The following is a 19,129-nucleotide window of genomic DNA, read 5'->3' as shown; positions in this document are numbered from 1 at the left end:
CAGGCGTTATGGCGGTAGTATCCAGCTTGGCGGATGCTACCGGACAATGGAGATTTCCATGCGCATGCAATCCTTTTCGCCGATGCTTTCGGCGCTGGCCCTCTCGGCCTCCATCCTGTGTGCTTCACCGGCCCTGGCCGACATGGTGAAGATGAAGGCGACGCTTGATGGCGCTCAGCAGAGCCCGCCGGTCACCACGAAGGGCGAGGGTTCGGCCGCGCTCGTCTTCGACACCGCCACCAAGCGGCTCAGCTGGGCGGTAAAATATGCCGGCCTCAGCGGGCCGGCAACGGCCGAACATATTCACGGCCCGGCGGCAAAGGGTGAAAATGCCGACGTCGTCATCCCGTTCAAGGGGGCCCCGAAAAGCCCGTTCAAGGGGTCGGCGGAACTGACGGACGCGCAGGCCGCCGACCTGATGGCCGGCAAATATTACATCAACATCCACACCGCCGCTCATAAGGACGGCGAGATCCGCGGGCAGATCGAGAAGGCCGAATAGCGGCAAACAGGGCAGCCGCCCTGTTTGTCAGGCTTTGTCGCGAATCTGGGTCATCGTGCGGGTCGGCGTGATGGCCTCTGGGTCGAGCTTGATCTCTACGATCGAGGGCTTGCCGCTGGCTCGCGCGCGCTCGAAGGCGGGCGCGAAATCCGCTGTTTTGTCGACCGTTTCGCCATGGCCGCCATAGGCGCGGGCCAAGGCGGCAAAGTCAGGATTCTTGAGATCGGTCGCGACGACGCGGCCGGGATACTCCCGCTCCTGGTGCATGCGGATGGTGCCGTAAATGCCGTTGTTGACGACGATGACGACGATCGGGAGATTGTATTGCACGGCGGTGGCGAACTCCTGGCCGTTCATCAGGAAGCAGCCGTCGCCGGCAAAGGCGATGACGTCGCGATCCGGGAACAATTCCTTGGCGGCGACCGCGGCCGGCGTGCCGTAGCCCATCGAGCCGGAGGTGGGTGCCGCCTGGGTAGCGAAGCGGCGGGAGCGGTAGAAGCGATGCACCCAGGTGGCATAATTGCCGGCGCCATTGGTAAGGATCGCATCGTCGGGCAGCACCGTTCCGAGATAGTTCAAGATCAGGCCCATCTGCACCGGACCGGGGCCGGTTTCCGGCGGTGTCGACCAATCGAGGTACGCCGCATGCAGGCGTTCGGTTTCGCGGGCCCAGCTCGGCGACGCCTGTCCTTTTCTCCTGGCGAAGGACCGCACGAAGGCGGAAGGCGAGGCGTTGATCGCCAGCGTTGGCCGGTAGACGCGGCCGAGCTCGCCGGCGTCGGCGTGGACATGAACCAGCGTCTGGTCGGGGTAGGGGCTCTTCAGCAACGTGTAGTCGGAGGATGGCATTTCGCCCATGCGGCCGCCGATCAGCAGCACCAGATCGGCCTGTTTGATGGCCGTGGCGAGCTTCGGGTTGATGCCGATGCCGACGTCGCCGGCATAATTCGGATGGAGATGATCGAACAGCATCTGGCGGCGGAAGGAACAGCCGACCGGCAGCGACCAGGCTTCGGCGATGCGCTGCATTTCCTGCACGGCATTGGAATCCCAACGCGTGCCGCCCAGGATCACGAACGGGCGTTTCGCGGCATTGAGCAGCGCTTCGAGCCGGTCGAGTTCGGCTTCACCGGGCGAGGTTTCGACACGCGTATAGTGCAAGGCTGCGGGCGCTTCGGCCATGCTGGTCAGCATGTCCTCGGGCAGCGAGATGACCACCGGTCCGGGGCGACCCGAGGTCGCCACCGCGAAGGCGCGGGTGATGAATTCGGGAATGCGCGAGGCATCGTCGATCTCGACCACCCATTTGGCGATGTCGCCGAAGAACCTGACGTAATCCACTTCCTGGAAGGCCTCGCGCTGCTTGGCGTGGCTGGCGACCTGGCCGATGAACAGGATGACGGGAACCGAATCCTGCATGGCGATGTGAATGCCGGCCGAGGCGTTGGTGGCACCGGGGCCGCGGGTAACGAAGCAGATGCCGGGCTTGCCGGTGAGGCGGCCATGGCAGTCGGCCATCATCGCAGCACCGCCTTCCTGGCGGCAGACGATGGTGCGGATCGGCGAATCGTGCAGCGCGTCGAGCACCGCCAGATAAGATTCTCCCGGCACGCAATAGAGGCGGTCGGTGCCGTTGGCTTCGAGCGCATCGACGATCAGTTGTCCGCCGGTCTTCATTTTCCTGATCTCTCCAGCTCGGCAAGGATTTCTTCGGTGTGTTCGCCCAGACGCGGCGAGGGCCGCTCATAGACGAGCGGCGTGCCGGACATGACCATCGGCGCGCGCACCGAAGGCAAGATATTGCCGTGGCCGTCGTCGAGGTCGAGCCGCATGCCGCGCGCAATCGTCTGCGGATCGGCAAACATCTGGCCGATATTGTTGATCGGGCTGGCCGGCACGCTTGCGGCTTCCAGCTTGGCCAGCAACGGATCGCGATCGAATGCCTTCAGCGTGTCGATCATGCGTTCGCGCAGCTTCACCCGGTTGGCGACGCGGGCTGGATTGGTGGCGAAATCGGGATTCGCGGGCAATTCATCGAGCCCGACCGTGGCGCAGAATTTGGCAAACTGGCCGTCATTGCCGACAGCCAGGATTATGTGACCATCCCTGACTGGCAGCACTTCATAGGGCGCGATGTTCATATGCGCATTGCCCATCTGCACCGGCGATTTTCCGGAGACCAGATAATTGAGGTTCTGGTTGCCGAGCGCCGAGATCTGGCTGTCGTAGAGCGCCATGTCGATATGCTGGCCTTCGCCGGTCTTCTCGGCATGGCGAAGGGCGGCCTGGATGGCGATGACCGAATAGAGGCCGGTGAAGATATCGGAGATGGCGACGCCAGCCTTTTGCGGCTCGCGCCCGGCCTCGCCGGTGATCGACATCATGCCGGCCATGCCCTGGATGATGAAATCATAGCCGGCGCGTGGCGCATAGGGTCCGTCCTGGCCGAAGCCGGTGATCGAGCAGTAGATCAGGCGCGGGTTGATCTTGCGCAGATTGTCATGATCGAGGCCGTATTTCCTGAGGCCGCCGAGCTTGAAGTTCTCGATCAGCACGTCCGCTGTCGCGACCAGCCGGCGTATCGTCTCGGCGCCTTCCGGTGTCGAGAAGTCGACGGCGATGGAGCGCTTGCCGCGATTGCAGGCATGGTAATAGGCGGCCGACAGGTTCTCGCCGTCATGGCTCATGACGAAGGGCGGCCCCCATTTGCGGGTGTCATCGCCGCCATCCGGGCTCTCGACCTTGATGACGTCGGCGCCGAGATCGGCCAGCAACTGACCGGCCCATGGCCCGGCCAGGATGCGGGCGAGTTCGATGACGCGGACGCCTTTCAGCGGAGGCTCAGTCATGGATCACCACAGGTTGATCGGAAGCGCAGCCTGGATTTCTGTTTTATGCATGTCAGACCATCATAAACATTCGGGATTGGCCGAGGCCTCCCCAACTTCGTCATCCCTGGGCGAAGCAGGAGCGCAGCTCCGTCGCGGAGACCCTGGGATCCATGCCGTAACCTTAGTCGAAGAGTGCAGCGGAGCAGAATTCTGCGCCGCAGCGGCACTCTGAAGTCACGGCATGGCAACTGGGGTCTGCGCCGCGTCGTTTCGCTCCTTGCTCCGCCCCAGGATGACGAGGCGATGAGCGTTTCGGTTAATCTCCAAGGCATGTGATTCGCCAACGCAAGAGACCCGTCAAAACCTCTGCGCAGAGGAACTAGCAACCCCGCGTGCCGCTGTCACGAGCCTTGCGATGGGCCAACCCATCAGGCTTTCAGGACGCCGACGGCCCATGCGGCGAAATCATTCATGATGATATCTCTGTTCACCTCGTTCAGGCTTTCGTGGCGGGTCTCGGCGTAAACCTTTGAAACGAGATTCGAAAAGCCCATCCTGCGCATACGCCCAGCAAGGTGGCTGACCGCCTTGCCGCCATCGGTGGCCGGGTCCTTTTCGCCGCCGACCAGTGAGATCGGCAGCGTCTTGCGGACAGCGGAAAAATTGGCATCGGCGGCGCCGTGGAAGATGAAGCCGAACACGTCGCGCCACATCGACACCGAGGCGTCCCAGCCGCAGAGCGGATCGGCGACATATTTGTCGACTTCGGCCGCGTCGCGCGACAGCCAGTCGAATGGCGTGCGGCGATCGGGGACAGCCTTGCCCCAGGCCTGGAAAGTGAGCCTCGGCAGCATGCGCGACGGCATGTCGGAACCCAGCCGGAATTTTTCCCAGCCCAGGATGGCCAGGGCGGCACGGCCGGCGAGCCCAGTGGAAAAGTTGGCGTTCCAGATGGCGGCGGCGTGCAATCGGTTCGAATGGGCAAGCATGAAATTCAGGGCGACGAGGCCACCCATCGAATGGCCGAAAAGGATGACCGGAAGACCGGGATGTTCGCTGGCGATCAGATCGTGCACGGCGGCGACATCGGCGATGACCTTGGCGCCGCCATCCGTTTGAGCGAACCTGCCGAGCGGGGCATCGGACGCCCTGGTTGCGCCATGGCCGCGATGGTCATGGGCGTAGACATGGAAGCCGCGCTGACCCAGAAAGGTGGCGAAGCGGACATAGCGCGCGGCGTGCTCGGCCAGGCCGTGGTTGATCTGGACCACGGCGCGCGGGCGGGCCTCGGCGCGTTTGACATAGAGGTTGAGCTCGGCCCCGGTCGGCGATCGCAGCACGCGCTGTTGGCTGAATGACATTTCCCGCTTCGTTCCCAACGCGTTTTTCACGCTTGTAAAGCGTTGTGTGCCGGCGCCTATCCTGCGTCAATCCGACGGCGTCGTTTTCCGCAGCGTTCTTGCTTCGCAACGCGCGGTATCGCAATTCTGACATGGAGACAGCTGCAGTCTGCTGTCGAAGCATCTTTAATCGGGGAATTCTTATGCGGACAGGTCTTGCTTTCGGATTGACGCTTTTAGCCGTGTCGCTGACGGGTGCCGCGCGCGCCGAGGTGAAGCTGAGCGGCGCCTTCGTGGCCGATTCCGCCTGTCCGGCCACGCAGGCCATCAAGAGCGGCAAGAACCCCGGCGATATCTCGACCGGCGCCGGACAGAGCTACGATCTGCTGGCCGGCAACAAGGATGCGCCGACGCATTATCTGATCCGTGTGCCGGGAGCGGATCCGGAGCGCCGCTGGGTGAAGGTTGGTTGCGGTCATGTTTCGGGCAGTGGCGCGTCTACTGTGCCGGCCGCACCCGCGCCGGCCGATCAGGACAAGCCCGCGGCCTCGGGAAAACCCGAATATGTCTTCGCGTTGAGCTGGCAGCCGGCCTTCTGCGAGACCAAGTCCGGCAAGACCGAGTGCAAGGCGCAGACCGCTGGCGGCTTTGACGCGACGCATTTCACCTTGCATGGATTGTGGCCGCAGCCGAACGGGAATTTCTACTGCCAGGTGGCAGCGGCCGACAAGGCCAACGACAATCCGGCCCATTGGCAGGACCTGCCGCCGGTCGAGCTCGATGCGAATACGCGATCGGAACTCGACCAGGTGATGCCGGGCACCGCATCCGATTTGGACAGGCATGAATGGATCAAGCACGGCACCTGCTACGGCAAGAGCCAGCAGGACTATTTTTCCGATGCGCTGAAGCTGATGCGCGCGGTGAATGCTTCGCCGGTGCGCGATCTGTTCGCAAAGAATGTCGGCAAGCAGCTGACGTCAAATCAGATTCGAAGCGCCTTCGACAGCGCCTTTGGCGCGGGGGCAGGCGAGCGGGTCCGCGTCTCCTGCCTGGTCGATCCGTCGGACGGCAGGCGGCTGATCGGTGAACTGACGCTTGGCCTGAGCGGCTCGATCGGTCCGAACAGTACACTCGGCGACCTGATGCAGTCTGCCGCACCGACAAACAATGCCGGCTGTCCGAAGGGCGTGATCGATTCCGTAGGGTTCCAGTAACAAGCAAGCCAGTAAGCCGGGAGCTATGCGCCGGCGCCGCGCCCTGACCTGGTCCACGGCTTGAGGCTATCGGCCTCGTGGCCCCCCGGCTCGCCGACGGCGCGGTCGCGTCCGGTCGATTTGGCCTTGTAGAGACGCTGGTCGGCCAGTGCGAAAAGGTCGGCGAGGCAGCGGGTTGTCTCGCTGACGGTGGCGATGCCGGCGCTGACGGTGATGTCGAACCGGCTGGTGCCGGCGGATGCCTTGACCGCATGCCGGATGCTTTCGCCAAGCAGCCTGGCGAGCGAATGCGGACGTGAACACAGAATGGCGAACTCCTCGCCGCCGATCCTGAACACCTGGTCCTCGGGGCCGGCGATCTCGCCGAGCAGGGCCGCGATGGATCTCAGCACCTTGTCGCCCTCGGCGTGGCCGAAACGGTCGTTGATCGATTTGAAATGGTCGACATCGATGATCAGGAGGCTGAGCGGCTTTGCCGTCCGCAGGCTGGCGGCAACGGCGGCTTCGCCGTCGCTGTCGAAGCGGCCCCTGTGCAGCAGGCCGGTGAGGCCGTCGCGGCCGACATGCTGGACCAGCGCCTCATAACGCTCGCGATAGGTCAATGTGTCGAAAATGTCGGAAAGGCCACGCGGCGCCGGGACCTGCCGCGCCTCGAACCATCTGAGATAGGCGACGAGCATGGTGGCGTAGGCAAGGGCGGCCACCATCTTGGCGAACCAGCCGCCGAAGAAAACCGCGATCGGCGCGCCGGTGACGAAATGCAGCGCGGTGAAAAATCCCGCCTGATCGAAGGTCAGCACGCAAGCGACGGAGATCAGGATGCGGGTAAACAGCGCCTTGCGGAGATAACGCCCGAGCTTTTCATAAAGCAGGATGATCAGGATGGCGTCGATGAACAGCAGCGTCGTGCCCCACACCATCAGCCAGCCCATCTGGTCGATGAAGCCGATGTCGGGAAGCTTGCCGCTGGGGAGCGGCGAAATCGCATGCATGCGCAGGATCAGCACAAGGCCGATCATCAGGGCATTGCCAAGCAACAGACCGTAGATCGGCTGGCGGACGGTCGCCGCATCCTCCTTGATGTAGAGCAGGAGAAGCATCACCAGCTTGCCGGAAAACAGCACTGCCGAACCTGGCGAAACCATGCCGAAGGGCAGCGCGACGTAAAACACGCTGGCGAGATAGGTTTCCAGAAAATGCATGACGCCGAGCGCGCAGACGAACACGCCGAGGCCGATGCGGTGCCTGAACCGGAAAAGCGTGGTCATGACGCCGAAATAGAGAACCGCTTCGGCAAGCAGCAGGAAACTGTTCAGCAACGCCTTCGACCCGATCCCTCTCCGGAAATCGCGGCTCGCGACGATTTCCCCCACCCAACACCGTTTTGACGCGGAATGGTTAACCAGTGCTTGCGCTGGGCTGTGCGGTGAACCGAAAACGTCGCCACTTCAATGAATGCTTGCGGGCCGAGCGCAGGATTGATGCGCCAAAACCGTTTGCCGTTCGGCGCGGCATCGCCTACATAGCGCGCAACTTCCACTCAATCCGACATTCCAGTCGACTTTTCAGGGAAAGCGCGCGTGGCACGCCAGTTCATCTATCACATGGCCGGCCTCAACAAGGCCTATGGCACCAAGAAGGTGCTCGAGAACATCCATTTGTCCTTCTACCCGGACGCCAAGATCGGCATCCTTGGCCCCAACGGCTCGGGCAAGTCGACCATCCTCAAGATCATGGCCGGGCTCGACAAGGAGTGGAACGGCGAGGCGTGGCTGGCCGAGGGCGCCACCGTCGGCTACCTGGCGCAGGAGCCGGCGCTCGATCCGGCCAAGACCGTGTTCGAAAACATCATGGAAGGCGTCGCCGCCAAGACCGCCGTCATCGAACGCTACAATGAATTGATGATGAACTATTCCGACGAGACGGCGGACGAGTCGGCCAAGTTGCAGGACGAGATGGACCGGCTGAACCTCTGGGACCTGGAGCAGCAGGTCGAGATGGCGATGGAGGCGCTGGGTTGTCCGCCCAAGGATTCCGAGGTCACCAAGCTGTCGGGCGGCGAGCGCCGCCGCGTCGCGCTGTGCCAGCTCCTGCTGCGCCAGCCCGACCTTCTGCTGCTCGACGAGCCGACCAACCATCTCGACGCCGAAACGACGGCGTGGCTGGAAAAGCATCTGCGCGCCTATCCGGGCGCGGTGATGATCATCACCCACGATCGCTACTTCCTCGACAACGTCACCGGCTGGATCCTCGAGCTCGACCGCGGCCGCGGCATTCCCTATGAGGGCAACTACACCAAATATCTCGAAGCCAAGGCCAAGCGACTCAAGCAGGAGGGCCGCGAGGACGACGCCCGCCAGCGCGCGATCGGCCGTGAGCGCGAGTGGATCCAGTCCAGCCCGAAGGCCCGGCAGACCAAGTCGAAAGCGCGTATCCAGGCGTTCCAGGATCTGCTGGATGCGGCCGACAAGCGGCGTCCGAGCGACACGCAGATCGTCATTCCGCATGGCGAGCGGCTCGGCAATGTGGTGATCGAGGCGGAAAGCCTGTCGAAGGGCTTTGGCGACACGCTGTTGATCGAGGGTCTGGAATTCAAGCTGCCGCCCGGCGGTATCGTCGGCGTCATCGGCCCGAACGGCGCCGGCAAGACGACGTTGTTCCGCATGATCACCGGCCAGGAAAAGCCGGATGCCGGCACGGTCCGCGTCGGCGAGACGGTGAAGCTCGGCTATGTCGACCAGAGCCGCGACGCGCTCGATCCGTCAAAGACGGTGTGGGAAGAGATTTCGGGTGGCGCCGAAGTGGTCAAGCTCGGCAAGTTCGAGGCCAACACCCGCGCCTATTGCGCGTCGTTCAACTTCCGTGGCGGCGACCAGCAGCAGAAGGTCGGCAACCTCTCCGGCGGCCAGCGCAATCGCGTGCATCTGGCGAAAATGCTGAAGACCGGTGGCAATGTGCTGCTGCTCGACGAGCCGACCAACGATCTCGATACGGAAACGCTGGCGGCACTCGAAGACGCACTGGAGAACTTCGGTGGTTGCGCGGTCATCATCTCGCACGATCGCATGTTCCTCGACCGTCTGGCGACGCATATCCTGGCCTTCGAGGGCGACAGCCATGTCGAATGGTTCGAGGGCAATTTCGAGGACTACGAGCAGGACAAGATCCGCCGCCTCGGGCCGGAAGCGGTCAATCCGCACAGGATGACCTATAAGCGGCTGACAAGGTAGGAACAGCGATCCGTTGCTAGCGACCGTCGTTTGACCTAAATTGATCGAATGGAGCTTTCCATGATCACAGTCAAATTGCCGCAGAAAGCCGAAAAGCTGCTGGTCGATATGGCCAAGGCCAGCGGCCGCACGACCGACCAGGTTGCAGCCGAAGCGATCCTTGAGGCCATCGAGGATTGGCAGGATGCCAAAATAGCTGAGGAACGCCTGAAGGACGACGACGGTGCGCGCATTCCGCTGGAGGAAATGATCCGGAAGCTTGAACTTCGTGAAGCTGAGGAGCGCCGCAAGAAACCTGCCGCTGAATGAGTTGGCGTGTCGAGTTCACGCCGCGAGCCGAAAGGGATATCGAACGTCTTTCAACGAAAGACCAACGACGTATTCTCGAGTTCCTGCATCAAAGAGTTTCAGCGCACCCCAATCCAAGGGCACTTGCCAAACGGCTGACTGGGACCAAGGAAGAAGCTTGGCGTTTTCGCGTCGGGGACTACAGGATTATCACCCAGTTTTGGGATAGCCGGCTTGTTGTGCTGGTCGTGGAGATCGGCAACCGCCGAGAGGTCTATCGATGAACAGCACAGCCACAAAGCCTGACTGGTCCGCCGCCCAATATCTGAAATTCGAGGACGAGCGCACGCGGCCGGCGCGCGATCTGGTCGCGCAGGTGCCGGTGACGGCACCGCGCCGGGTCGTCGACATCGGCTGTGGCCCCGGCAACTCGACCGAGCTTCTGGTCGAGCGCTGGCCCGGCGCGCAGGTCAGCGGCTTCGACACCTCGCCCGACATGATCGAGAAGGCGAGGGCGGGCCTGCCCGGCGTCACCTTCGCCTTGGCGGATGCGGCGGCGTGGCAGCCGGCGGAGCCGGTCGACGTGATCTTCGCCAATGCGGTGTTCCAGTGGCTGCCGGAGCATCCGGCGATCTTCCAGCGGCTGATGGGCTTCCTGGAGCCCGGCGGCGCGCTTGCCGTGCAGATGCCCGACAATATGGCCGAGGATTCGCATCGGCTGATGCGCGAGACTGCGGCGGACGCGCCGTTCAAGAAAAAGCTCGAAGGAGCGGCCCGCGCACCGCTGCCGCCGGTCCCGTTCTACTACGATCTCCTGTCGCCATTTTCCGACCGGCTCGACATCTGGCACACCATCTACAACCATCCGCTGGCCGATGCGGGGGCAATCGTCGAATGGGTGAAGTCGACCGGGCTGAAGCCGTTCCTCGATCCGCTGGAAGAGGATGAGCGGCAGCTTTTCCTTCAGCGCTACACGGCAAGGATCGCGGAAGCCTATCCAGAGACAGCGAATGGCAAGGTGCTGCTGCGCTTCCCCCGCCTCTTTATTGTTGCCAAGCGGGCTGCTTAGAAACTTTTAGCCACGCCGAAAGGCCGTGCCAGCCGGTGCTTGACCCGGTTTCGTCACCATGCGCATTTCAGCGGTGCGAGGTCTTTTTTGCCCGCCAACGGGCTTATGGGGTGGACGATGACACTGAAAAAGATGGTTTTCGGCGGCAGCGTTTGCATGGCTGCCACACTTGCCTTCTCCATGGCGGTGGAGGCCAAGCGGGCGCGCTGCTTCACCACCGACGACGGCTATTTCTCCTGCAACTACCGGTCGCTGGATAGCGACGGCAGCTTCCGCATATCGGCGCCGGGATATCCGACCTACGTCCTGGAGGTTGACGGGCCGGGCTTTGCCTATGGCTATGTCAATCTCGGGCGCCGCAATGTGCCGCTGCCGGGGCAGTTCGTGCGCAGCCGCGACGATGGCGCGTGCTGGAACAATCCGCAGACCAATACCAAGCTCTGCGCCTGGTAACGGCCAACTCAGGCACTCGATTGAAGCCGGCGTAAACCGACCAGGTACGAAAACTGTTGCGCCGAGCCTTCGTGGCGCCCAAATGAGAGCCGCAACGCCTGCGCACGGGGACGGACTGGAAATGCATCGCGTCATCATTAGCGGCCTCGGCGTTGAAATCCCCGAGCCTTCGATCACCAATGAAGAACTGGTCGCAAGCTTCAATGCCTGGGTCGATACGGAAAATGTGCGTCGCCAGGCTTCGGGCGAGGCGCCGCTGGCGAAGTCGGACAGCGCCTTTATCGTCCATGCCTCGGGCGTGCAGACCCGCCATGTGATCGAGCGGGAGGGCATTCTCGATCCGACCCGCATGGCGCCGCGCATTCCGGCGCGGCCGGACGATGCGCTGTCGCTGCAGGCCGAATTCGGCATTGCGTCGGCGAGGAAAGCGCTCGACCATGCCGGTCTGAAGCCATCCGATATCGACCTGGTGATCTGCTCGTCCTCGCATCAGCAAAGGCCCTATCCGGCGATCGCCATTGAAATGCAGGAGGCGCTCGGCACCAAGGGAGCTGGCTTCGACATGGGGCTTGGCTGCTCGTCGGCGGCGGCGGCATTGCACATGGCGGTCAATCTGGTGCGCTCGGGCGCGCACAAGCGCGTCCTGGTGACGACGCCCGAGATCATCACAGGGCATCTGAATTTCCGCGACCGGCAAACGCATTTCATCTTCGGCGATGCATCGGTGTCGATGATCGTCGAGGGGCTCGCCAAGGGCGACAAGCGACCGGGACGTTTCGAGGTGCTCGACACGCGTATCTGGACGCAGATGTCCAACAACATCCGCACCAATCTCGGCTACCACACCCGCACCGCGCAGGACGATCCCTACATGATCAACCTGGAAGGCAATCTGATCAAGCAGGTCGGCAACAAGGTGTTCAAGGAAGTCACCGTCGCCGGCCACAAATTCATCGTCGAATTCCTGGCCGAGCACGGGCTGACGCCAGAAGCGATCCGGCGTTTCTGGCTGCATCAGGCCAATGCGCGCATGAACGCCATGATCCTGAAGCTGTCGTTTGGCCATGAGGTCGGCCATGACCGTGCGCCGATGGTGCTGGAACGGCTGGGCAACACCGCGGGCGCCGGCGCGATCATCGCGCTGTCGGAGAACCACGCCGATATGAAGCCCGGCGATTTTGGCCTGCTCTGCGCCTTCGGCGCCGGCTATTCGATCGGCGGCGCCTTGTTGCGTATGCTCTGATCCAGAGCCTGACCATCCCGACGCGAGTCTAGCGGGCGAATTGGGTGCCCTCTTGAGCATCGGCACGGGAAGGGAATTTCTCACCCCAAAGGCATAATCCCTCTGCTCCGGCATTGAGCGCCGCTCCGCTCTCCGTCAAGGAATAGACGACCTTGGTCTGAGATCCTGCAGATTCGGGATGCATGATGAAACCTTTCCTGCGGGTGCCGGCATCACGCTGGCGCAGCGCGGCGACAATGCGGCGTAGCGCGAAAAGGACGCCCGGTTCGTGGTAAGAAGATCGTGATCACGCATCAGTCGTCTTGATTTGGAGCATCAATGCTTTCGACTGGACCCGATCAATTGACTCCAACTAATTGCGCCGCATCACGCAAGGAATGAAAGCCATGCTGGATCTCTTCCCCGAGGCCGAAAACCCGGTCGAAATCGTCCCGGCGCGCAAACTCGCAGCGAAGGTGACGGCGCTCTATGTAGCGCCATCAGATCATTTCGAGACGCGTGCGGTGGGTGAGCTGCGGCTCGGTTTCGACGGCATCGACGGCGATTTCCACGCCGGTGCGACGCGGCGCTCCGGCGGGCGCGAGCCCTGGTATCCGCGCGGCACCGAGATGCGCAACGAGCGGCAATTGTCGATCGTTGCAGCGGACGAGCTTGCTGTCGTCGCCGAGCGGATGGGGCTGGCGGAGATCAAGCCGGAGTGGATCGGCGCCAATCTTCTGATCCAAGGCCTGCCACATCTCTCCATGTTGCCGTCCGGCACGCTGCTGTTCTTCAAGGGCGGCGTCACCATCAAGGTCGACGCGCAGAACGGGCCTTGCCGCATCGCCGGACGATCGGTCGCCGAACATGCTGACATGGCCGACCATGAGGCCGGCGCGCTGGCGTTCCCGAAAGCCGCGAAGCGGCTGCGCGGCCTCGTCGCCTGGGTCGAAAAGCCAGGCCGCATTGTCGCCGGCGAAGAGATTTCGGTGCGGGTGCCCGAGCAGTGGATCTACCAGGCATAAAGCGCGGCCAGGGCAGCCCGCCTCGGCGCCTCACTTGCCATCATCGTCGTCGTCGAGCAGACGGGTGGCGCGCCAGCGGGTCAGCACGATGTTGGTCTGTTCGATGACGAAGAAACGCGCCGAGTCGCGGTCGTAGCTTTCGGCCAGCAGCTTTTCGTAATCGGTGTGGGCGTGGCGGATATGGGCAATGGTCGCGAGCCACACGGCAATCGTCGGCGGCAAGGTCTTCATATGCACCGCGCCGGCATCCGCGCGGATCCTTTCCATGTCGGCATAAGGCGCCAGCGGCAAAAGCGCGGTCAGCGCCTTGGCGATGGCGCGGCGGCGGCCGGTCGGCGCGCTCATTGCCCATCTCGTCTGGATGGCTCGTCCCGTCCAGGGGGCTCGTCCCGTCCGGCAATGGTCGCCTCGGCAAAGGCATCGGTCGAGGCGAAGTAAGGCTTGATGTCGATGACCGGCGTGCCGTCGAGCACATCGATGCCGTCGATATCGATGCGGCCGGTCTCGATATCGACGGCGACGAGCCTGGCGACATGCAGCCCGACAGGGTTCGGCCGGGCAGGGGAGCGCAGCGAAAAAACACCTTTCGGTTCAGCGGCATGGCGCGGTTTCTGCACAATCAGTCGCCGCGGCGCGTGGTGCAGCCAGGACAGGACGACGATGTGGCTGGCGCGCTCCAGCCCGAGCAGGCCGTCGCGGTAGGGCTGGTCGATCATCAGCATCGCCGGCTGGCCGGCCTCCCGCGCCGCCCTCATATTCTTCGGACAGGTCTCCCGCGTCATCCACGGCGAGGCGATGCGGCCGATGAAGACGACATGGCCATCCGGCGGCATATCCGCCGGGTCGGTTTCCAGAAGCCTTTCACCGCTGCGCGTCTCGAACATGGTTTTCGCCTCTATCATGTTTCTCGCCGACGGTGACCGAAAACCGGTTCCCTGTCGGAAAACCGGTCCGGGTTGGCAGGATCACGCATGCGCCATTTTTTTGTCAGAAAGCGACATAGTGCTTGCAAGGCGGTGAAAATCGACATAAACATATGTTTATATCTTTTTCAAAGAGAATACGCCGATGCATGTCGCACTCGACACGATGGTGGATACGTTGAAGGCGGCGGCCGAATCCAGCCGGTTGCGCATCCTGGCGTTGTTGTCGCGCGGCGATCTCACCGTTTCCGATCTCACTGAAATCCTCGGCCAGTCGCAGCCGCGCGTGTCGCGCCACCTGAAGCTTTTGCTGGAGGCCGGGCTGATCGGCCGTTACCAGGAGGGTTCATGGGCCTTCTTCCGGCTGTCGGATTCGGATGCGGCGCGCGATTTCGTGCTCGGGCTGGTCTCCGGCATCCGTGGCGCGGACCCGCAGGTCGAGCGCGATCTCGAACGGCTGGCTTCGGTCAAGCGCAAGCGGCAGGACCGCGCCGCCGGATATTTCTCCGAAAACGCCGCAAGCTGGGACCAAATCCGCTCGCTGCATGTGCCGGATCGCGCCGTTGAAACAGCCATGCTGAAGCTCGTCGGCAAGCGGCCGTTCCAGTCGATGCTGGATCTCGGCACCGGCACCGGGCGGCTGCTCGAAATCTTCTCGCCGCTCTACCGGCGCGGCGTCGGCATCGACATGTCACGCGAGATGCTGACGGTGGCGCGCGCCAATCTCGACAAGGCCGGCATTTCGAACGCGCAGGTGCGGCAGGGCGACATTTTTGCGCCGCCGGTCGAGCGCGATGCCTTCGATCTCGTCACCATCCACCAAGTGTTGCACTATCTCGACGATCCCGCCCGCGCCATTCGCGAGGCGGCAAGGCTGCTGCGCCCGGCCGGCCGGCTGGTGATCGTCGATTTCGCGCCGCACACGCTGGAATTCCTGCGCGACGCGCATGCCCATGTGCGGCTCGGCTTTTCCGACCGGCAGATCGCGGACTGGTTTTCCGAGGCCGGGCTCGATCTCGAGGACAGCCAGGAGTTCGAACCGCGCGGCGGCAATGAGGCTAGGCTCACGGTGAAACTGTGGCTGGGCCGCGACCGCCGCATGCTGATTGCCGATCCTTCCAACGACCGACAACCGGTCAATGCATATCCAATAGGGGAAACCGCCTGATGAACCAGTTCCGCTTTTCCCGCCGTCCCGACATCGGCGACAAGGTCAGGGTTTCGTTCGAGTTCTTCCCGCCGAAGAACGACGAGATGGAAGCCAGGCTGTGGGACACCGTCACCCGGCTGGAGCCGCTCAGGCCGAAATTCGTCTCCGTCACCTATGGCGCCGGCGGCTCGACCCGCGAGCGCACGGCCCGCACGGTCAAGCGCATCCTCAACGAAACGGTGTTGACGCCGGCCGCGCACATGACCTGTGTCAACGCCGCGCGTCACGAGGTCGACGCGGTGGTCCAGGAATTCGCCGATATGGGCGTCAAGCGCTTCGTCGCTCTGCGCGGCGACCCGGCCGAGGGCGTCGGCGCGGCCTACCGGCCGCATCCGGACGGCTATGCCAATGGCGCCGAGCTGGTGGGGGCGTTGAAGGGGATCGGCGATTTCGACATCTCGGTCTCCGCCTATCCGGAAAAACATCCGGAAAGCCCGGATTTCGCCACCGACTTCGACATGCTGAAGCGCAAAGCCGACAATGGCGCGACACGGGCGATCACCCAGTTCTTCTTCGACAACGATCTCTATGAGCGTTATGTCGAGCGGGCGCGGCGGGCCGGCATCTACATACCGATCGTGCCGGGCATATTGCCGGTGCATAACTTCACCCAGGTCGCCAATTTCTCGGCGCGCTGCGGCGCGCTGGTGCCGGCATGGCTGGCCGAGCGCTTCGACGGGCTGCAGAACGACCCGCAGACGCATGCGCTGGTGGCGTCGGCCGTGGCGGCCGAGCAGGTGCTTGATCTCGTCGAGCGCGGCGTCGGCGATTTCCACTTCTACACCATGAACCGCGCCGACCTGGTCTTTGCCATCTGCCACATGATCGGCATCCGTTCGCATGAGGTGGAGACGGCGGGCTCAGCGGCGGCATAAGCTCGCCGAACCGAGGAGAATGCAAAAAGGCCGGGTAAAAACCCGGCCTTTCAATAATTTAGACTATAAGTGCTGGTCTCTCCCCGCTTTGGCGGGTCTACGGAAGAAAGCCCATAATGAGGGCTCCGATGAAGGCAAACGCAGCACAAATCATCAGTGCGTTGATTGGCCTCGTGAGTCCCATTCCATAGCCTCCTCTTAAAGAGCTATGTCTGAGAGACTAGGTTCATTTGTGCCACAGGCAAGCGGAAAATGTGCTGCAATGCGACGAGATTGTGGAATTTACGACCCGCTCTTTGCCCTTAAGCCTTGAAACTCTTCGGCAAAATCCCGCTTAAGCCCTGTGAATAAATTGTGGCGAAGCCTAGGCCATATTGAGGATGACAGCCCTGGCCTGGCCGAAATCAGAATCGATTTTCGGGCCGACGCGACGATTCAAGATGCTGGAGTCCGTCCAATTCGACGCATGGCGAACAGACGCCCGTCGATGGTGACGAGGCCGAATGCGATTAGCGCCATGCCGCCGAGCTCGAACAATTCGAGCCGTTCGCCGAGAAACAGGATGCCGAGCAGAATGGCGCTGGCCGGTACGATCAGCGTGACCAGCGAGGCGTTGGTGGCGCCGGCCGAGGCGACGAGGTTGAAATAGAGGATGTAGGCAAAGGCCGTGGACAGCAATGCCAGCGCCAGCACCGCCGCCCAGATCGGCGGCGAGGCAGCGAACAGGCCGGTCGGGCCGTAAGCGACGAGGACGACCGGGATCATGATGATGGTCGAGGCGGTCAATTGCCCGGTGGCGATGACCGGCGAGGGCACGCCCTTGAAGCGACGGGCGATCATCAGGGCGATCGCATAGGATATCGATGCACCGATCAGCGCGAATTTCGCCCAGACCGGGCCGCCGAGCCCGGCAAGCAGGCCGGGGCCGATCATGATCGCGGTGCCGGCGATGCCAAGCGCGATGCCGGCGAGCTTGTTCCAGGAGAGTTTTTCGTCTGATGTCAGCGCGTTGGCAAGGATCAGCGTCCAGAACGGCGTCGTCGAATTGAGCACGGAGGCGACCCCGGCGCCAAGCTCGGTCTGGCCGGCGAAGATCAGCGAGAAGGGGATGACATTGTTGGCGAGCGCCAGCAGGAAGAACAGGCCGGCATGCGGCAAGGCAAGGCGGAAGGAGGGACCGCGCAGGGCGAGATAAAGCTGTAGCGCCATTGCCGCGATGGCGACGCGAAACAGCACCAGCACCAGGGGAGGAAGCTCGGCAACCGCAATGCGGGCAAAGAAGAACGAGCCGCCCCAGATCGCGCCGAGCAGCAGAAGCTGCCCCCAGTCCTTGAGCACCATGGGTCCGCGTGTCGTGGCTGTGTTGGCAGCTATCGCCATGTGAATTGTCCCTCCCAGACGACTCTTCGGACCCAGTCAGGCTGAAGCCAATAGCGGGTTCCGCGACAAGAGCCACCCGAAACCCGATTGTTGGCTTAGAACTCCTCCGTCAGGTCTAAAGCGCGTCGCGTTTGAACGGATTCATGCGACGCGCTTCAGGTTCTTGTTTTCATGCATGTCGTTATTGCAAAACCGCTGCGCACTTTTGCGCGACATGCATTAGCGCCGCAGCGTCAGCGGTGCGAGACACAGAATTGTTTTCATTCGCGCATAGCTTGGATTAATTGTGCGCAGCCTCAGTCAAGGGATTCGTCCATGCAGCGATTCGAAAATGCCCGCGAAGCGGCGCTGGCGCTTCGCCCGGACGATCCGGTCTATTGCTTTCGCCCGCAGGTGCTGCAGGCCGACGCCAGGCAGTTCATGGGCATGTTTCCCGGCAAGACCGCCTATGCGGTCAAGACCAATGGCGAGCAGATCGTGCTGAAGGCGCTGGTCGAAGCCGGCGTCGGCGCCTTCGACGTGGCCTCGCCGGGCGAGTTCGCCGCCGTGCGCGCGGTCTCGCCCGATGCCGAAATGCTCTACATGCATCCGGTCAAGGCGCAGTCGGACATCAAGCTGGCGCTGGAGAAATACGCCATCCGTGTCATTTCGGTCGACCATGAGGACGAGATCACCAAGCTGACGCGTGTGGTGCGGGCGCTCGACATCGATCCCGGCGCGATCACCGTGTTTGTGCGCATCCAGACCAAGGGATCGGCGGCTTATGAACTGTCGAAGAAGTTCGGCGCCGGACCGGCCTATGCGGTGGAACTCGCCGAGCGGCTGAACCGGACCGGCTACAAGGTCGGCCTCTGCTTCCATGTCGGCAGCCAGATCGAGGATCCCGACACTTATGAGCGGGCCTTGGCCTCGGCCGACTGGGTGCGCAACCGCGTCAGCTTCGACATTGCCGGGCTCGACGTCGGCGGCGGTTTTCCCGCCGAATATGGCCATGATCCCAACAGCCGCAAGCCGGAAATGCCGTCGCTCGGCCAGATCATGTCGCGGCTGGCAGGCGATCTCAAGGAGTATCAGTTCGACCAGATGCCGCTGGTGGCGGAGCCGGGCAGGGTGATCGTGGCGCGCTGCCTGTCGCTGATCGTGCGGGTGCTGTTGCGCAAGGGCAAGCGGCTCTACATCAATGACGGCATCTGGGCGTCGCTGTCGGATTCATGGACCGGCAAGATCACGCTGCCGGCGCGCTTCATCCCCGATCCGGCGATCCGCTCGCGCAATGGCGAGGAAAAGAACATCGTGCCGTTCAAGGTCTGCGGTGCGACTTGCGATTCCGTCGATATCCTGTCCAGGCCATTCTGGCTGCCGGAAACCGTCGACACCGGCGACTGGATCGAGATCGGCCATATCGGCGCCTATTCGCTGTCGCTGAGGACACGGTTCAACGGCTTCTATCCCGACACGTTCGTCGAGGTGACGACGCCATTCGACGAGGGCGACGCGCCGCAAGGGTTTGCGAGCCTGGAGACGATGGCGGATTAGTGAATAGTGAATAGTGAATAGTGAATAG

The 19,129-nt window shown here is 62.8% G+C and carries 19 protein-coding genes; 12 read left to right on the top strand and 7 right to left on the bottom strand.

Annotated features, from left to right (window positions below; genetic code table 11):
* The first annotated feature begins 58 nt into the window (after positions 1 to 58).
* A complete protein-coding gene (locus MESS4_RS23285; RefSeq protein WP_006336300.1) occupies positions 59 to 502 on the top strand; it encodes a CHRD domain-containing protein in 444 nt (147 codons plus the stop codon).
* A gap of 27 nt (positions 503 to 529) precedes the next feature.
* On the opposite strand, the gene MESS4_RS23280 is transcribed toward MESS4_RS23285, so the two are convergent.
* The 3 genes from MESS4_RS23280 to MESS4_RS23270 all read right to left on the bottom strand — a co-directional run bounded on the left by MESS4_RS23280 (position 530) and on the right by MESS4_RS23270 (position 4,694).
* Positions 530 to 2,179 carry a thiamine pyrophosphate-binding protein gene (locus tag MESS4_RS23280; RefSeq protein ID WP_006336299.1) on the bottom strand — a complete coding sequence of 550 codons (1,650 nt, stop codon included), beginning with the start codon at positions 2,177 to 2,179 and terminating at the stop codon, positions 530 to 532.
* The gene (locus tag MESS4_RS23275) at positions 2,176 to 3,351 is read right to left on the bottom strand and encodes a CaiB/BaiF CoA-transferase family protein (RefSeq protein WP_006336298.1); all 1,176 of its coding nucleotides are present in this window, start codon (positions 3,349 to 3,351) and stop codon (positions 2,176 to 2,178) included. The genes MESS4_RS23280 and MESS4_RS23275 overlap by 4 nt, the downstream gene beginning before the upstream one ends.
* Positions 3,352 to 3,761: 410 nt before the next feature.
* Positions 3,762 to 4,694 carry an alpha/beta hydrolase gene (locus tag MESS4_RS23270; RefSeq protein WP_006336297.1) on the bottom strand — a complete coding sequence of 311 codons (933 nt, stop codon included), beginning with the start codon at positions 4,692 to 4,694 and terminating at the stop codon, positions 3,762 to 3,764.
* A gap of 182 nt (positions 4,695 to 4,876) precedes the next feature.
* On the opposite strand from MESS4_RS23270, the gene MESS4_RS23265 reads away from it, so the two are divergent.
* Complete coding sequence (locus MESS4_RS23265) at positions 4,877 to 5,890, top strand: ribonuclease (protein WP_036241926.1); 1,014 nt, start codon at positions 4,877 to 4,879, stop codon at positions 5,888 to 5,890.
* Positions 5,891 to 5,913: 23 nt separating this feature from the next.
* Here the strand turns inward: MESS4_RS23265 and MESS4_RS23260 are convergent, their stop codons facing one another.
* Positions 5,914 to 7,209: a GGDEF domain-containing protein gene (locus tag MESS4_RS23260; protein ID WP_036241925.1), complete on the bottom strand. Its 1,296-nt coding sequence runs from the start codon at positions 7,207 to 7,209 to the stop codon at positions 5,914 to 5,916.
* A gap of 261 nt (positions 7,210 to 7,470) precedes the next feature.
* On the opposite strand from MESS4_RS23260, the gene ettA reads away from it, so the two are divergent.
* The 7 genes from ettA (at position 7,471) to MESS4_RS23230 (ending at position 13,177) form a co-directional block, all read left to right on the top strand.
* The gene (ettA, locus tag MESS4_RS23255; RefSeq protein ID WP_006336293.1) at positions 7,471 to 9,120 is read left to right on the top strand and encodes an energy-dependent translational throttle protein EttA; all 1,650 of its coding nucleotides are present in this window, start codon (positions 7,471 to 7,473) and stop codon (positions 9,118 to 9,120) included.
* 60 nt (positions 9,121 to 9,180) lie between these two features.
* Positions 9,181 to 9,429 (top strand): DUF6290 family protein, encoded by a 249-nt coding sequence (locus MESS4_RS23250; protein ID WP_006336292.1) that lies wholly within the window; start codon positions 9,181 to 9,183, stop codon positions 9,427 to 9,429.
* Positions 9,426 to 9,692 carry a type II toxin-antitoxin system RelE/ParE family toxin gene (locus MESS4_RS32585; RefSeq protein ID WP_081609833.1) on the top strand — a complete coding sequence of 89 codons (267 nt, stop codon included), beginning with the start codon at positions 9,426 to 9,428 and terminating at the stop codon, positions 9,690 to 9,692. Before MESS4_RS23250 ends, MESS4_RS32585 begins: the two co-directional genes overlap by 4 nt.
* Positions 9,689 to 10,477 (top strand): trans-aconitate 2-methyltransferase, encoded by a 789-nt coding sequence (gene tam / locus MESS4_RS23245; protein WP_006336291.1) that lies wholly within the window; start codon positions 9,689 to 9,691, stop codon positions 10,475 to 10,477. The genes MESS4_RS32585 and tam overlap by 4 nt, the downstream gene beginning before the upstream one ends.
* 117 nt (positions 10,478 to 10,594) lie before the next feature.
* Positions 10,595 to 10,930, top strand: a complete 336-nt coding sequence (locus tag MESS4_RS23240) for a hypothetical protein (protein ID WP_006336290.1) — start codon at positions 10,595 to 10,597, stop codon at positions 10,928 to 10,930.
* Between the two features lie 121 nt (positions 10,931 to 11,051).
* On the top strand, positions 11,052 to 12,173 hold the full coding sequence (locus tag MESS4_RS23235; RefSeq protein ID WP_006336289.1) for a beta-ketoacyl-ACP synthase III: 1,122 nt from the start codon (positions 11,052 to 11,054) through the stop codon (positions 12,171 to 12,173).
* A 386-nt stretch (positions 12,174 to 12,559) separates the two neighbouring features.
* Positions 12,560 to 13,177, top strand: a complete 618-nt coding sequence (locus MESS4_RS23230; protein WP_006336287.1) for an MOSC domain-containing protein — start codon at positions 12,560 to 12,562, stop codon at positions 13,175 to 13,177.
* Between the two features lie 30 nt (positions 13,178 to 13,207).
* On the opposite strand, the gene MESS4_RS23225 is transcribed toward MESS4_RS23230, so the two are convergent.
* Both MESS4_RS23225 and tsaA read right to left on the bottom strand, forming a co-directional pair.
* Entirely contained in the window at positions 13,208 to 13,522 is a 315-nt protein-coding gene (locus tag MESS4_RS23225) for a DUF2293 domain-containing protein (protein ID WP_006336286.1), read from the bottom strand.
* Complete coding sequence (tsaA, locus tag MESS4_RS23220) at positions 13,519 to 14,079, bottom strand: tRNA (N6-threonylcarbamoyladenosine(37)-N6)-methyltransferase TrmO (protein WP_036241923.1); 561 nt, start codon at positions 14,077 to 14,079, stop codon at positions 13,519 to 13,521. Before tsaA ends, MESS4_RS23225 begins: the two co-directional genes overlap by 4 nt.
* Positions 14,080 to 14,245: 166 nt before the next feature.
* Between tsaA and MESS4_RS23215 the strand changes: the two genes are divergently transcribed.
* Positions 14,246 to 15,268, top strand: coding sequence for a metalloregulator ArsR/SmtB family transcription factor (locus MESS4_RS23215; protein ID WP_006336275.1), 1,023 nt, complete (start codon positions 14,246 to 14,248; stop codon positions 15,266 to 15,268).
* On the top strand, positions 15,268 to 16,185 hold the full coding sequence (gene metF, locus MESS4_RS23210; protein ID WP_006336273.1) for a methylenetetrahydrofolate reductase [NAD(P)H]: 918 nt from the start codon (positions 15,268 to 15,270) through the stop codon (positions 16,183 to 16,185). The genes MESS4_RS23215 and metF overlap by 1 nt, the downstream gene beginning before the upstream one ends.
* A gap of 435 nt (positions 16,186 to 16,620) precedes the next feature.
* Here the strand turns inward: metF and MESS4_RS23205 are convergent, their stop codons facing one another.
* Complete coding sequence (locus tag MESS4_RS23205) at positions 16,621 to 17,565, bottom strand: DMT family transporter (protein WP_006336271.1); 945 nt, start codon at positions 17,563 to 17,565, stop codon at positions 16,621 to 16,623.
* Between the two features lie 315 nt (positions 17,566 to 17,880).
* Between MESS4_RS23205 and MESS4_RS23200 the strand changes: the two genes are divergently transcribed.
* Positions 17,881 to 19,101, top strand: coding sequence for an alanine racemase (locus tag MESS4_RS23200; protein WP_006336270.1), 1,221 nt, complete (start codon positions 17,881 to 17,883; stop codon positions 19,099 to 19,101).
* Positions 19,102 to 19,129 lie beyond the last annotated feature (28 nt).

Origin of the sequence: Mesorhizobium sp. STM 4661 (assembly GCF_000359125.1) — a bacterium.
GTDB lineage: Bacteria > Pseudomonadota > Alphaproteobacteria > Rhizobiales > Rhizobiaceae > Mesorhizobium.
Note: the sequence above shows the minus strand (reverse complement) of the source record. Positions and strands in the feature narration are given on the sequence as shown.

Excerpts from the sequence above, each read along its gene's own strand:
- MESS4_RS23285 (WP_006336300.1), top strand. The coding sequence starts at position 59 with ATGCGCATGCAATCCTTTTCGCCGATGCTTTCGGCGCTGGCCCTCTCG.
- MESS4_RS23280 (WP_006336299.1), bottom strand. The coding sequence starts at position 2,179 with ATGAAGACCGGCGGACAACTGATCGTCGATGCGCTCGAAGCCAACGGC.
- MESS4_RS23275 (WP_006336298.1), bottom strand. The coding sequence starts at position 3,351 with ATGACTGAGCCTCCGCTGAAAGGCGTCCGCGTCATCGAACTCGCCCGC.
- MESS4_RS23270 (WP_006336297.1), bottom strand. The coding sequence starts at position 4,694 with ATGTCATTCAGCCAACAGCGCGTGCTGCGATCGCCGACCGGGGCCGAG.
- MESS4_RS23265 (WP_036241926.1), top strand. The coding sequence starts at position 4,877 with ATGCGGACAGGTCTTGCTTTCGGATTGACGCTTTTAGCCGTGTCGCTG.
- MESS4_RS23250 (WP_006336292.1), top strand. The coding sequence starts at position 9,181 with ATGATCACAGTCAAATTGCCGCAGAAAGCCGAAAAGCTGCTGGTCGAT.
- MESS4_RS32585 (WP_081609833.1), top strand. The coding sequence starts at position 9,426 with ATGAGTTGGCGTGTCGAGTTCACGCCGCGAGCCGAAAGGGATATCGAA.
- tam (WP_006336291.1), top strand. The coding sequence starts at position 9,689 with ATGAACAGCACAGCCACAAAGCCTGACTGGTCCGCCGCCCAATATCTG.
- MESS4_RS23240 (WP_006336290.1), top strand. The coding sequence starts at position 10,595 with ATGACACTGAAAAAGATGGTTTTCGGCGGCAGCGTTTGCATGGCTGCC.
- MESS4_RS23235 (WP_006336289.1), top strand. The coding sequence starts at position 11,052 with ATGCATCGCGTCATCATTAGCGGCCTCGGCGTTGAAATCCCCGAGCCT.
- MESS4_RS23230 (WP_006336287.1), top strand. The coding sequence starts at position 12,560 with ATGCTGGATCTCTTCCCCGAGGCCGAAAACCCGGTCGAAATCGTCCCG.
- MESS4_RS23225 (WP_006336286.1), bottom strand. The coding sequence starts at position 13,522 with ATGAGCGCGCCGACCGGCCGCCGCCGCGCCATCGCCAAGGCGCTGACC.
- tsaA (WP_036241923.1), bottom strand. The coding sequence starts at position 14,079 with ATGATAGAGGCGAAAACCATGTTCGAGACGCGCAGCGGTGAAAGGCTT.
- MESS4_RS23215 (WP_006336275.1), top strand. The coding sequence starts at position 14,246 with ATGCATGTCGCACTCGACACGATGGTGGATACGTTGAAGGCGGCGGCC.
- metF (WP_006336273.1), top strand. The coding sequence starts at position 15,268 with ATGAACCAGTTCCGCTTTTCCCGCCGTCCCGACATCGGCGACAAGGTC.
- MESS4_RS23205 (WP_006336271.1), bottom strand. The coding sequence starts at position 17,565 with ATGGCGATAGCTGCCAACACAGCCACGACACGCGGACCCATGGTGCTC.
- MESS4_RS23200 (WP_006336270.1), top strand. The coding sequence starts at position 17,881 with ATGCAGCGATTCGAAAATGCCCGCGAAGCGGCGCTGGCGCTTCGCCCG.